The sequence below is a fragment of the Bacillus infantis NRRL B-14911 genome, from assembly GCF_000473245.1.
Lineage (GTDB): Bacteria > Bacillota > Bacilli > Bacillales > Cytobacillaceae > Bacillus_AB > Bacillus_AB infantis.
In genome coordinates this window covers 3,389,648-3,401,802 of sequence record NC_022524.1, presented here as the reverse complement: position 1 = coordinate 3,401,802, position 12,155 = coordinate 3,389,648, and the positions used below count along the sequence as shown (strand labels likewise).

The window sequence follows — 12,155 nt, the reverse complement described above, 5'->3', positions numbered from 1 at the left end:
GGACCACTATTCTGCTTTATTCCGGAAATAGCGGTTCCAGCGGAGTGAGGTAGGACCACTATTCTGCTTCATCCGGGAAAAATCCCCGCTTAAGCTTATTTCTCTCTCTCCGGACGCTTCCACAGATAAAACGTCAAGCCGGCAGTCGCTGCCAGCAGGAAGAGCCCCCTTGCCGAAATCCCTTCAAAGATAAACTCCGCTGCGGTTGATAATAAGACTATAATAAGAACCAATAAAATGATTAATTTTTGCGGTGACATAACTTAACCTCTTTCATATCATGTCTTTATATTTTATAGAGAATAAGCTGTTTTGTCTAATGCTGTACAGCTGGCCGGGCAGCACTGCCCGGCAAGATTGTTTGGAAAAATATATGTGGGACAGACAAAACATGGCTTACGCTTTCATAGGAATTAGTTATAGGCAATAGTCCTAGAAAGCGGGGGTGCATTTATGTCAGGAATTGCAACAGCACTTGGCTATTTGGTAAAGGAGATTGTTTTCCTTGTCTCTTATGTAAAAAACAATGCTTTTCCCCAGCCGCTCTCAGCTGCCGACGAGAGGAAGTATCTGCGGCTCATGGCGGAAGGCGATGCCCATGCACGCAATATGCTGATTGAACATAATCTGCGGCTTGTGGCGCATATTGTGAAAAAATTTGAAAACACGGGAGAGGATTCAGAAGATCTCATTTCTATAGGCACCATCGGTCTGATCAAGGCGATCGAAAGCTATTCGGAAGGGAAAGGCACAAAGCTTGCAACCTATGCCGCACGCTGTATCGAAAATGAAATCCTCATGCATCTCAGGGCCCTTAAGAAAACAAAGAAGGATGTTTCTCTCCATGATCCGATCGGCCAGGATAAAGAAGGAAATGAAATCTCCCTGATTGATGTGCTGAAGTCTGAGTCGGAGGATGTTATTAACACGATTCAGCTGAATATGGAACTGGAGAAGGTTAAGGAGTATATTGATGTGCTGGATGACCGGGAGAAAGAAGTCATCATCGGCAGATTCGGGCTTGATTTAAAGAAAGAAAAGACCCAGAGGGAAATTGCCAAGGAGCTCGGGATATCGAGGAGCTATGTATCCAGGATTGAGAAGCGGGCGCTCATGAAAATGTTCCACGAATTTTACCGGGCAGAAAAAGAGAAAAGAAAAAGCGGGGATAAATAATCCCTGCTTAACAGGAAGGGCACTGGAGATAGTGCTCTTCTTTATTTAATTCTTCCGTTCTTCAGCAGCTGGTTCCAATGTGCTCCGGAATCAGCAGATTCGTATATATCATATAAATAGGTGGAAAACGAGATGGTGCCGGCTTTCTTATAATTGGCAGCAATATAAGTAATCGGGTTGTCATAACTCAGAAAAGGGATATCAAGCCCCTCAGTTTCCAAACTGGCAAGGTCAAGGCTTTTTAAAAGGATTTTTTCATTTTCTACTGAAGAATAGATCAGACGGTCCTCCGTAAATGCCAGTGCAGTTGTCATGACAGGATCTGAGACTTTTTGGACCGTCTTTCCGAAATCATTGGACAGGAAGATCCCTGAGCGGGTAGACATGGCCATCATGCCTTCCTTTGAAGGGTGGACAGCTATCATTCCTAGAGTATCAGACTCCATTCCTTCCAATTCCACCGGCTCCCAGTTCTCTCCTTTATCAGTGGAACGGAAAACACCGGCACCAAGCTCTGATTCAGGCTCCTGGCTTATGATATACAGGGTCTCTCCGCTGAAGCCTGCGGCCACGAAGTAAAACTGGTCTTTGCCGTAAAACTTGATTTGTGACAGGGTAGCTCCTTTATCATCGCTCTTGATAATGCCGAGCGGGCTTCTTAGTCCAGCTCCTTCTGCAGGCTTTCCGCTTGAGATAAATCCGTTTTCGACTGCCTGGAAGCCCGTATACATATGCTTGTTTTTATTTTGCTCAAACCATTGTCCGTCTTTATAGAACTTCAGGCCATCTTCTTCTGCTGTATAAAGCGCGTCATCATTACCAGGATAGCCAAGGCCATAAATATTGCTGATTTGCTGTTTTTCTGCCTTTTTAATGTCATAAGCTTCCTCTGTCACTTCCTGCTCCTTCTCCTGGCTGCTGTTTTGCTCCTCTTTTTCAGGGGTGCATCCAGTCAGCATGATGAGAATGGTGAAGGAAAACAGGAGAATTAATGCTATTCTCAGCTTCATTGTATCCACTCCAGCTATGTATAGTCAGCGCACAGGCTTCCCAATAAGCCTGTGCGCTGACAATATTATATCAGAAAAGACATAAAAGAGCCTAAAGATGCCATATGCTTGTCCATTTGAAAATCTGTACTTCTATAGGAAGGAAACACTTTATGAGTGCCCAGTGCTTTTTTGCCGATCTGAGATGGTGATTTTTATTTTTCCGCATCCTCCGCAAAGAGAGCAGGTTTTCTTGAACAGCCTGCAAGCTGAAGACCGGCCTGTTCCTTTGCATCTCCGGCAGATGGAAATGATCTTCATGGAATACCCCCCGTTCCAGTGAGCTATAATGCAGGGTATTCACCCGGCCATGAATTGCTACAAATTTGTGCTCTTTTTAGCGGAAACCGGCATGTTTGCCCAAACAGGGGCATTTGTACAGCATAAAATACATCAGAAAGTCTGAATATTTTCATCTGGAAGCTTAGTCTGAAGGGAGGTAAGGGAGCAGTGTATTATCCATATCCGTACTATCCGCCGCCTCCGCCAGTGCCTTATTACAGGGCAGGTGGCGCATGGTATGCGCTGATTGTCGTACTCCTGATCCTGCTGATCGTGTTCGGGGGATGGACCTATTATGGCAACTGCTAGCAGCGATGGGGAAGGTGGACCGGCCTTCCCTTATAATCATGCATATTGATAGAAATTTCGGAAAAATAAACCTATAATAGACTAGAATACATAAGGGGGGACTTGCAATGGCAACAGCTTTATATTCAGAAGTTTGGGATTTGGATGTTTTTTTCGAAGGGGGAAGCTCCTCCGGGGATTTTGCCGTACATATAGATCAGACAAAGCAGCTGATCGATGAATTTATCGCATTGACAGAAGGCTGGCAGCCATCATCGGCAGAGCAGGATCAGCAGACGCTGCTGAATCTGATCGGGAAATTTGAAGGCACCACCAAGAAACTGCGCCAGGCAGGAGCCTTTGTAAGCTGCCTTGAAGCACAGAATATGGCTGACAGCAAAGCCAATGAGCTCCGTGCTGCAGTCACAGTACTAAGTGCAGGATTTCAGAATGCGCTGACTGATTTTGACGAGAAGCTGGCCGGTTTTTCTGACGAGGACTGGAAGCAGCTCCTGCAGGCGGATGGATTGTCAGAGCTCGAGTTCGTCCTGACAGAGCGCCGGGAAAGGGCAGCCGAAAAGCTGTCCAAGCAGGAGGAATCCCTCATCAATGCACTCGGTATCGACGGGTATCACAGCTGGGGGCAGATGTATGATGTAATCGTCGGAAAAATCAGGATTCCTTTCAGTGATAAAGGGCAGGAACAGCTTTTGTCTGTCGGCCAGGCAGCCAATAAATTTTCAAGCCCGGAAAGAAGTGTCCGGAAGAATGTATTTAAAGAATGGGAAAATGCCTGGGACAAAGAACAGGATTATCTGGCAAAGACACTAAATCATCTTGCCGGCTTCAGGCTGAATGTTTACAAAATGCGCGGCTGGGACGATGTTCTGAAAGAGCCGCTTGAAATCAACAGGATGAAAAAAGAAACACTGGATGCAATGTGGGGAGTTATCTCCAAAAACAAACAGCCGCTGGTAAAATTCCTGAACCGCAAGGCAAGCCTGCTTGGGCTTGAAAAACTCAGCTGGTATGATCTTGATGCTCCGCTTGGTTCTACAGAGACTAAGGTGCCTTATCAGGAGGGAGCGGAATTCATTCTGGATCATTTCTCTAAATTTGGCGGGGAAATGACCTCATTCTCAAAAATGGCATTCGAAAATAAGTGGATCGAGGCTGAGGACCGTCCCGGCAAGCGTCCAGGAGGTTTCCATACTTACTTCCCTGAAAGCAGCCAGTCCAGAATTTTCATGACCTATTCCGGGACTCCTTCAAACGTGTCCACGCTTGCGCATGAACTGGGCCACGGCTTCCATACTTATGCCATGAAAGATCTGCATCCGCTTAACAGGAATTACAGCATGAATGTCGCGGAGACGGCTTCTACCTTTGCTGAAATGATCGTGGCGGACGCAGCTGTTAAAAATGCGGCAACAGAAGAGGAAAAGCTGGCCCTGCTGGAGGACAAAATTCAGCGTTCTGTGGCACTCCTGATGAATATCCATGCCCGTTTCCTTTTCGAAACAAGCTTTTACAATGAGCGCAAAAATGGCATGGTAAGCGGCAGGCGCCTTAATGAACTGATGCTCAATGCCCAAAAAGAAGCCTACGCCAATGCTCTGGATGAGTATCATCCGTCATTCTGGTCATCTAAGCTTCACTTCTATATTACCGGGGTTCCGTTTTATAATTTCCCTTATACATTCGGATATCTTTTCTCTCTTGGCATTTATGCTAATGCACTGGAGGAAGGCAAAGGGTATGAAGAAAAATATATCAGCCTGCTTAAAGATACAGCTTCCATGACAGTCGAGGATCTGGCGATGAAGCATTTGAATGCAGATTTGACTAAGCCTGATTTCTGGGAAAAAGCTGTAAAGCTGTGTATGGACGATGTAGAAGAATTCCTGAATCTGACTGAAAAGTGATAACAAAGAAAACCGCACATATTCTGTGCGGTTTTTTAAATGCAATTTAGCTTTTACATTTTCCTCAGCCTGAATGGGCTGATCATCAGAAGGGAAAGGAGCATCATGAGGTATAAATAAAAATGCTGAGGAAAGTATGGGACAGCAAGAAAACTGAGTGTGGCCAGGCAGCCTGCCGCGGTAATTGGCAGCCCGGTAAAATAGCCGGTATTCTCTGAAATATTGAAGCGGGCCAGCCTGAAAGCACCGCATGCTATATAAAAGACGGTGAAAAAGGAGCCGGGAGCCCCGAAATCAAACAGAACAGATTGATAAATGAGTAACGCCGGTGCCACGCCAAATGATATAATATCACTCATGGAATCCAGCTGTTTGCCAAGCTCTGATTCAATATTCAGCTTTCTGGCCACCATGCCGTCAAAGCGGTCGGCAAGCGCAGCGATAAAAATGAGCAAAAGGCTGAGATTCAGGCTGCCCTTAAGGCTGTAAATGATGGCAAAACCGCCGAGCGAAAGATTGAGAAGTGTTAAAGCATTCGCTGTCTGGGTCTTTAATTTTTTGACCGTGCTGTCAAAAACCTCCAATATGAACAATCTCTTCACTCCTTATAAGCCGGAAAGGATACAACTTATTTTCGATTTGTTATATAATAATATTTTATTTTAAGTCTTTTATGCATGTACGTAAAGAGCATTCTCAAACACTGGAGGCTGAAACCTTGATTCGTCCAATATATCGAATGTTCATTGAACTTACTAACGGCAAAGGAACCTCTGCACTTCTGCGCAGGTTTGCACGCTCGAAAAAGAGCCGCATCATGATTCGGCCATTTTCAAATGCCTATAATATTAATATGGAAGAAATGGACAGGTCCATCGACGAATATCCTACACTTCACGACTTCTTCATCCGGCAGCTGAAGGGAGGGCTGCGCCCGGCGGACGCAAGTCCGGCTGCTGCAAGCAGCCCGGTTGATGCAGTGATCGAAGATATTGGGATCATTCAGGATGACCACATGATCACCGTAAAAGGAAAGGTCTATTCCATTGAAGAAATGCTTGGCAATCAGGATGCCCTGGGGAAATACAGGAATGGTCATTATATGATTTTTTACTTAAGCCCGAGCCATTATCACCGCATTCACAGCCCGGTGACAGGGACTGTAGAAGGGCAATGGACCCTGGGCGGCAAATCCTATCCAGTCAATAAGCATGGACTGAAATATGGTAAAGCTCCCCTATCCAAAAATTATCGTACTGTTACCGAGGTAGCACACGCTTTTGGCCATCTGGCCATTGTTAAGGTTGGCGCGATGTTTGTCAATACTATTGAAGCGACACATAGAGGAGAACAGCTTGAAAAAGGAAAAGAAATGGCTTATTTCTCCTTTGGGTCGACCGTGGTCCTTCTATTTGAAGCAGGCACCTTCAAGCCTGCGGACAATCTTCAGCTTCCAGCGCATATCAAGGTCGGGGAAGCAATAGGGGAATTTGTGCAGCAGTGATTCCTGATATATAGAGCAAAGCAAAAGGGTGAGCCCTGGGCTCACCCTCTGTTCTTTCATGCTGTCTGGAATGTGTATGTATCATTGTTGTTTAAGAGGAAACCCTTATCTTATGTGTCAATGAACGCCTGTGGATTTCTGTTTCAATCAGGCGGATGAAGTCCGGGCTGAGGTTCAGCTCCCTGGCTTTAAAATAAGATTCAATCAGCAGTTCGTCCGACAGCTTGCGCATTTAAATCCGTACCTCCTGTCCGGTAAAATAACGGTTCTAAAAAGCATATTTATATACATATAATGTAAGATGTTTTGTTGTACCCTTACTCTATCAGAAATAAACGGCAGGAACAACCGTTCTGATTATCCACATAGACCGGTGGATAACCTGTGATTATTTTGTTTATAAAGGGGAAAATATTATATAAAACATAGTGGGTTTTGTGAATAAAGTTATCCACATGCTGGAAGCGCTTTGAATTTTGTCGAAAAATATTTAGTTATTTTTTGGAATGGCCTTCTCATTGCTTCATGCTGATTTTGGCCTCATTCCTGGGAAACTCTGTTTCACACGCATTTCATTTCAAAGCACAGCTGAATATCCGGCTCAAATGAGCCCAAAATCAACAACAATGTTTAAGACAACCTTTGGAATAAAGACGAGCATCTATTTGCAGCCTGTTAGGCATCTTTTTAGAAATGGATCACTCTTTGCAAGATTTATTTTGAACTGGCGGTTAAAATTGGGTATGATGGATACATTGCAAAAATGGATGAAAATAATGAGGTGTTTTCAATGTTAAAGCATTTTTTGCCTGATCAGCATGTTAAGAATATATTTGAAATAACACCCGAAAGCCTTAAGGCAAAGGGAGTAAAGGGAATCATCACTGACCTGGACAATACGCTTGTTGAGTGGGACAGGCCTCTTGCTACCCCGAAGCTTATCAAATGGTTTGAGGAAATGAAGCATCAGAATATTAAGGTGACAATTGTTTCGAATAATAAAGAAAACCGTGTAAAGGCCTTTTCTGAGCCCCTGGGCATTCCGTTCATCTTCCAGGCGCGCAAGCCGATGACAAAGGCATTTAACAGGGCCTTGGGTGAAATGGGCCTGAAAAAAGAAGAAACTGTTGTCATAGGTGACCAGCTGCTGACTGATGTTCTTGGCGGCAACAGGAGCGGGTTCCATACGATCCTTGTCGTCCCGGTTGCCCAGACGGACGGATTTGTAACAAGATTTAACCGCAAAGTCGAAAGGCGGATTCTAAATTGGTTCAGAAAAAAAGGCAAGATTCAATGGGAGGATTAATGCGTGAGTGAACAATATGTATGTATAGGCTGCGGAGTGAAGGTCCAGACAGAAAATCCCGAGGAGCTCGGCTACGCGCCAAAATCAGCTTTAGAGAAAGAGGCGATTGTCTGCCAGCGCTGTTTCCGCCTCAAGCATTATAATGAGGTCCAGGATGTCAGCTTAACTGATGATGATTTTCTAAAAATCCTGAATGAAATCGGAAGAAGCGATGCTCTGATCGTCAAGATTGTCGATATCTTCGATTTCAATGGAAGCTGGCTTCCGGGGCTGCATCGTTTTACAGGGAACAACAAGGTTCTTTTGGTCGGCAATAAAGCGGATCTGCTTCCAAAATCAGTGAAGCGAAATAAACTGATCAACTGGATGAAGCAGGAGTCTAAAAATCTGGGGCTCCGGCCGGAAGATGTGTTCCTTGTCAGTGCTGCGAAAGGGCAGTCGATCCAGGAGGTGGCTTCTGCGATAGATGAGTACAGGGAAGGCAAGGACGTGTATGTAGTCGGCTGTACAAATGTCGGCAAATCAACCTTCATCAACCGGATTCTTAAGGAGGTAACAGGAGAAGGGGATATCATCACAACTTCTCATTTTCCAGGGACAACTTTGGATATTATCGAGATACCTTTAGAGGACGGCAAAGCTCTTGTTGATACACCGGGCATCATCAACCATCATCAGATGGCCCACTTTGTCGATAAGCGTGACTTTAAGGTGATTATGCCTAAGAAGGAAATCAAGCCAAAGGTATATCAGCTTAATGAAGGGCAGACCTTATTTTTTGGCGGCCTGGCGCGCTTTGATTTTATCAGCGGAAGCAGACAGGCATTCATTTGCCACGTATCCAACGAAATCAATATCCATCGCACAAAGCTTGAGAATGCAGATGAACTGTATGAGAAGCACGCAGGGGAAATGCTGACGCCGCCCCGCCCTGAACAGATGGATGAATTTCCTGAGCTTGTCAGGCATGAATTCACTGTCAAGGAAGGGAAAACCGATATTGTGATTTCTGGTTTGGGCTGGGTTACAGTGAGTGAGCCGGGAACGAAGGTTGCCGCTTATGTACCAAAAGGAGTGCAGGCGATGGTAAGGAAATCCCTGATTTAACAGAAAGGGGAGAGGGACTTGAAAAAGCTCTTTGCTGTAATCGGCGATCCGATTGGCCACTCAATGTCGCCGGCGATGCATAATGATCTGTTTGGTATATATGGACTGGATGCCTGCTATGTTCCGCTAAAAGTCAGACGGGAAGATTTAGGGGACGCAGTGAAGGGGCTCCGGGCAATCGGGGTTGCAGGGTTTAATGTCACTGTACCCCATAAAACAGAAATCATGCCATTCCTGGATGAAATCGATCAGCTGGCAGAGGCAATCGGGGCGGTGAATACTGTCCTTAATAAAGATGGGAAATTGATTGGGTACAACACGGATGGGGAGGGCTATGTAAGAGGCCTCGCTTCTGAGGTGCCTGATTTCAGCCGGAAAAAAATCCTGATTGCCGGAGCAGGCGGAGCGGCAAAGGCAATCTATTATACGCTCGCACAAAAAGGCGTTCAGGCAATAGATATCTGCAATCGGACAGCAGCAAAGGCGGAGGCTCTTGCGGATAAATGCCCCTTTCCTGTCAGAACGGATGCTTTAGGCTTTCAGCAGGCAGAAGAAAAACTGGCTGAGTATGATATCATCATCCAGACAACACCGATCGGCATGCTGCCCGACGTAAATGCATTGCCCTTTGGACTGTATAATCTGAAGGCCGGTGCTTTTGTCAGCGATATAATATATAACCCGCTTGAAACTAAATTTTTGCGGGAAGCTAAAAACAAAGGTGCATCCATCCAGAATGGCCTGAAAATGTTTGTCTGCCAGGGGGCATTGGCCTTTGAAAGGTGGACTGGAACCTTTCCGGATACAGACAGGATGGAAGCAGGCGTTATTACACAACTGGGAGGACAAACATGTTAACAGGAAAACAAAAAAGATTATTGCGCTCAAAAGCACATCACTTGAACCCGATTTTTCAGGTTGGAAAAGGCGGGGTGAACGAAAATATGATATCACAGATCGGGGAAGCGCTCGAGGCAAGGGAATTGCTGAAGGTAAGCATCCTGCAGAACTGTGATGAAGATAGAGACGAAGTGGCTGAGAAGCTCGTTAAAGGGACTAAAGCAGAGCTGGTGCAGATCATCGGCAATATGATCGTCCTTTATAAAGAATCAAAAGAAAACAAACAAATCCAGCTGCCATAATGAAGGCATGTTTGCAGCCAAGAGGCGGCAAAAGGAGGACTGCAGGTGAAGAGAATCGGCATTCTTGGAGGTACATTCAATCCTCCCCATCATGGCCATCTGCTGATCGCAAATGAGGTGCTCCATTCCCTTTCATTGGACAAGGTCTGGTTTATGCCAAACCAGGATCCCCCGCATAAAAAGAAGTCTTCAGCTGCATCTGATCAAGCAAGGGTAGAAATGCTGGAGCTTGCAATTGAGGGGCACCCGCGCTTTGAAATCCAGACGATTGAAATGGAACGCGGGGGGCCATCCTACACTTATGATACAATGAAGCTGCTTAAAGAGCAGAATAAGGATACCGAATTCTATTTTATCATCGGGGCTGATATGATTGAGTATCTGCCGAAATGGTATAAAATAAATGACCTCCTTGAGCTTGCCGTCTTTGCCGGCGTCGGCAGGCCTTCCTATAGCAGCCGTACTGACTATCCGGTTGTCCCGGTTGATGTGCCGCAGATGGATGTTTCATCGAGCATGATCAGGGAAAGGCTCAGCAAGGGAGATACCGTGCGCTATCTAATTCCGGAAAGCGTCAGGAAGTATATTGAGGAGAATCGTTTGTATGGATCGTGAATTTTATCTAAAAATAGTAAAGAAACAGTTAACAGAACACCGCTACCAGCATACAATCGGTGTGATGGAAACGGCAATCGGCCTTGCCCGCACCTTTGGGGCTGATATCCAGAAGGCTGAAACGGCAGCTATTCTCCATGATTATGCCAAGTTCCGCCCGAAGGATGAAATGAAGAGGATTATCATAGAGCAAAAAATGCCTGAGGAGCTCCTTATGTACAACAGCGAGCTTTGGCATGCCCCTGCTGGTGCCTACCTTGCTGAAACAGAGGCAGGGGTGACCGATCCTGAAATCCTGGATGCAATCCGGTATCATACGTCAGGAAGGCCGCAAATGCCCTTACTTGATAAAATCATTTATCTCGCCGACTATATTGAACCCGGCCGGCATTTTCCGGGTGTGGATGAAGTCCGGAAACTGGCTGAAACAGATCTTGATTCAGCCTTAATAAAAGCAATGCAGAATACTATCACGTTTTTAATGAAGAAGAATCAGCCGGTGTTTCCGCTGACTTTTCTGTCGTATAATGATCTTGTAATGAAAAAGGAGACTGATTAAATGAGTGAACGCGCCTTATTAGATATGGCTGTAAAAGCAGCCGATGATAAACGAGCAGAAGATATTGTGGTATTGAATATGAAAGGGATTTCCCTCATCTCAGATTATTTTCTGATTTGCCACGGTAATTCTGATAAGCAAGTCCAGGCAATCGCCCGTGAAATGAAAGAAAAGAGCGAAGAGCTTGGCTATACAGTCAACCGGATGGAAGGATTTGACGAGGCGAGATGGATACTCGTTGACCTCGGGGATGTTGTAGCCCATGTTTTCCATAAGGATGAGAGAAGCTATTATAACTTAGAACGCCTGTGGGGCGATGCACCTTCAGTGGATGTCCAGAGCGTGCTTGGACAATGACCTATGGGAAGTTCGCCTACCTTTATGATGCACTGATGAAGGATGTGCCTTATGAAGGCTGGGTGGAAACAGTAAAAAGCAGTACGGAGAAGTACAGTATTGAAGGGAAGCGCCTTCTTGATCTTGCCTGCGGCACCGGGGAGCTTTCTGTCCGTCTCGCACAAGCCGGATACGATGTAACCGGAGTTGATTTATCGGAGGATATGCTCGCTGTCGCCCAGGCAAAAGCGATGGAGCAGGGGGCAGATATCTCTTTCTATCAGCAGGACATGTCAGAACTCGAGGGGCTTGGCGAGTATGATATTGCAGGGATCTTCTGTGACTCCCTGAACTATCTTCAGAGCGAAAAAGAGGTTGAGCAGACATTCGAAAGTGTGGGAAGGCACCTGAAGGAAGGCGGTTTGTTCATCTTTGATGTGCATTCAGTCTATAAGATGGAGCATATCTTCAGGGATCAGACCTTTGCCTTGAATGAAGATAAAATCTCTTATATATGGGAATGCTTCCCTGGGGAGCATCCTTTCAGTGTTGAACATGAATTGACTTTCTTTCAGCTGGACCCTTCGCTCATGAAATATGACAGATATGATGAGCTCCATCTGCAGCGCACTTATCCTATAGATATCTATAAAGACTGGCTTTTAAAAGCAGGGTTTACCCTGCTGGAAATAACAGCGGATTTTGAGACCGAGCTCCCGGCGCAAGAGTCGGAAAGGATCTTTTTCATTTGCCGCAAAAACTAGCAAAAGCCGCTCCCGATGGGGGGCGGCTTTTGCTTTTTTTCGTATTCCTGTAAGGCTGATCAAAAAAAGTCAGCGGAGCAGAAGGAATTTTGAAAGGAAGCA

The 12,155-nt window shown here is 45.6% G+C and carries 16 protein-coding genes; 12 read left to right on the top strand and 4 right to left on the bottom strand.

The features are described from left to right. Positions 1-95: 95 nt before the first annotated feature. On the bottom strand, positions 96-260 hold the full coding sequence (locus tag N288_RS25220; protein ID WP_009796249.1) for a hypothetical protein: 165 nt from the start codon (positions 258-260) through the stop codon (positions 96-98). 193 nt (positions 261-453) lie between these two features. Here N288_RS25220 and sigK point away from each other — a divergent pair, with 193 nt between their 5' ends. Beyond that, positions 454-1,176 carry an RNA polymerase sporulation sigma factor SigK gene (sigK, locus tag N288_RS17270; protein ID WP_009796248.1) on the top strand — a complete coding sequence of 241 codons (723 nt, stop codon included), beginning with the start codon at positions 454-456 and terminating at the stop codon, positions 1,174-1,176. Positions 1,177-1,217: 41 nt separating this feature from the next. Here sigK and N288_RS17265 read toward each other — a convergent pair whose 3' ends face one another. Beyond that, positions 1,218-2,186 (bottom strand): F510_1955 family glycosylhydrolase, encoded by a 969-nt coding sequence (locus N288_RS17265; protein ID WP_009796247.1) that lies wholly within the window; start codon positions 2,184-2,186, stop codon positions 1,218-1,220. A gap of 489 nt (positions 2,187-2,675) precedes the next feature. Here N288_RS17265 and N288_RS25425 point away from each other — a divergent pair, with 489 nt between their 5' ends. Continuing rightward, positions 2,676-2,816, top strand: coding sequence for a hypothetical protein (locus tag N288_RS25425; RefSeq protein WP_009796244.1), 141 nt, complete (start codon positions 2,676-2,678; stop codon positions 2,814-2,816). Between the two features lie 107 nt (positions 2,817-2,923). Continuing rightward, positions 2,924-4,720: a M3 family oligoendopeptidase gene (locus N288_RS17255; RefSeq protein WP_009796243.1), complete on the top strand. Its 1,797-nt coding sequence runs from the start codon at positions 2,924-2,926 to the stop codon at positions 4,718-4,720. 53 nt (positions 4,721-4,773) lie between these two features. Here N288_RS17255 and pssA read toward each other — a convergent pair whose 3' ends face one another. Then, the gene (gene pssA, locus N288_RS17250) at positions 4,774-5,313 is read right to left on the bottom strand and encodes a CDP-diacylglycerol--serine O-phosphatidyltransferase (RefSeq protein ID WP_009796242.1); all 540 of its coding nucleotides are present in this window, start codon (positions 5,311-5,313) and stop codon (positions 4,774-4,776) included. 125 nt (positions 5,314-5,438) lie between these two features. Here pssA and N288_RS17245 point away from each other — a divergent pair, with 125 nt between their 5' ends. Next, positions 5,439-6,224 carry a phosphatidylserine decarboxylase gene (locus tag N288_RS17245; protein WP_035403641.1) on the top strand — a complete coding sequence of 262 codons (786 nt, stop codon included), beginning with the start codon at positions 5,439-5,441 and terminating at the stop codon, positions 6,222-6,224. 91 nt (positions 6,225-6,315) lie between these two features. Here the strand turns inward: N288_RS17245 and N288_RS17240 are convergent, their stop codons facing one another. Beyond that, positions 6,316-6,456: a sporulation histidine kinase inhibitor Sda gene (locus N288_RS17240; protein ID WP_009796240.1), complete on the bottom strand. Its 141-nt coding sequence runs from the start codon at positions 6,454-6,456 to the stop codon at positions 6,316-6,318. 558 nt (positions 6,457-7,014) lie between these two features. Here N288_RS17240 and N288_RS17235 point away from each other — a divergent pair. The 8 genes from N288_RS17235 to N288_RS17200 are packed head-to-tail and all read left to right on the top strand — an operon-like array spanning position 7,015 to position 12,053. Next, positions 7,015-7,530 (top strand): YqeG family HAD IIIA-type phosphatase, encoded by a 516-nt coding sequence (locus N288_RS17235; RefSeq protein ID WP_035403638.1) that lies wholly within the window; start codon positions 7,015-7,017, stop codon positions 7,528-7,530. 3 nt (positions 7,531-7,533) lie between these two features. Continuing rightward, entirely contained in the window at positions 7,534-8,637 is a 1,104-nt protein-coding gene (yqeH, locus tag N288_RS17230; RefSeq protein ID WP_009796237.1) for a ribosome biogenesis GTPase YqeH, read from the top strand. 18 nt (positions 8,638-8,655) lie between these two features. After that, positions 8,656-9,495: a shikimate dehydrogenase gene (gene aroE / locus N288_RS17225; protein WP_009796236.1), complete on the top strand. Its 840-nt coding sequence runs from the start codon at positions 8,656-8,658 to the stop codon at positions 9,493-9,495. Beyond that, a complete protein-coding gene (gene yhbY / locus N288_RS17220) occupies positions 9,489-9,779 on the top strand; it encodes a ribosome assembly RNA-binding protein YhbY (protein ID WP_009796235.1) in 291 nt (96 codons plus the stop codon). The genes aroE and yhbY overlap by 7 nt, the downstream gene beginning before the upstream one ends. Positions 9,780-9,824: 45 nt before the next feature. After that, on the top strand, positions 9,825-10,394 hold the full coding sequence (locus N288_RS17215) for a nicotinate-nucleotide adenylyltransferase (RefSeq protein WP_009796234.1): 570 nt from the start codon (positions 9,825-9,827) through the stop codon (positions 10,392-10,394). After that, complete coding sequence (yqeK, locus tag N288_RS17210) at positions 10,384-10,953, top strand: bis(5'-nucleosyl)-tetraphosphatase (symmetrical) YqeK (RefSeq protein WP_009796233.1); 570 nt, start codon at positions 10,384-10,386, stop codon at positions 10,951-10,953. Before N288_RS17215 ends, yqeK begins: the two co-directional genes overlap by 11 nt. Next, positions 10,954-11,310, top strand: a complete 357-nt coding sequence (gene rsfS / locus N288_RS17205) for a ribosome silencing factor (protein WP_009796232.1) — start codon at positions 10,954-10,956, stop codon at positions 11,308-11,310. After that, on the top strand, positions 11,307-12,053 hold the full coding sequence (locus N288_RS17200) for a class I SAM-dependent DNA methyltransferase (RefSeq protein ID WP_009796231.1): 747 nt from the start codon (positions 11,307-11,309) through the stop codon (positions 12,051-12,053). The genes rsfS and N288_RS17200 overlap by 4 nt, the downstream gene beginning before the upstream one ends. Positions 12,054-12,155 lie beyond the last annotated feature (102 nt).

Bases quoted from the DNA above. Each gene is read 5' to 3' on its own strand.
- N288_RS17255 (WP_009796243.1), top strand. From the start codon at position 2,924: ATGGCAACAGCTTTATATTCAGAAGTTTGGGATTTGGATGTTTTTTTC.
- N288_RS25220 (WP_009796249.1), bottom strand. From the start codon at position 260: ATGTCACCGCAAAAATTAATCATTTTATTGGTTCTTATTATAGTCTTA.
- N288_RS17235 (WP_035403638.1), top strand. From the start codon at position 7,015: ATGTTAAAGCATTTTTTGCCTGATCAGCATGTTAAGAATATATTTGAA.
- N288_RS17240 (WP_009796240.1), bottom strand. From the start codon at position 6,456: ATGCGCAAGCTGTCGGACGAACTGCTGATTGAATCTTATTTTAAAGCC.
- yhbY (WP_009796235.1), top strand. From the start codon at position 9,489: ATGTTAACAGGAAAACAAAAAAGATTATTGCGCTCAAAAGCACATCAC.
- sigK (WP_009796248.1), top strand. From the start codon at position 454: ATGTCAGGAATTGCAACAGCACTTGGCTATTTGGTAAAGGAGATTGTT.
- N288_RS17200 (WP_009796231.1), top strand. From the start codon at position 11,307: ATGACCTATGGGAAGTTCGCCTACCTTTATGATGCACTGATGAAGGAT.
- N288_RS17265 (WP_009796247.1), bottom strand. From the start codon at position 2,186: ATGAAGCTGAGAATAGCATTAATTCTCCTGTTTTCCTTCACCATTCTC.
- yqeK (WP_009796233.1), top strand. From the start codon at position 10,384: ATGGATCGTGAATTTTATCTAAAAATAGTAAAGAAACAGTTAACAGAA.
- rsfS (WP_009796232.1), top strand. From the start codon at position 10,954: ATGAGTGAACGCGCCTTATTAGATATGGCTGTAAAAGCAGCCGATGAT.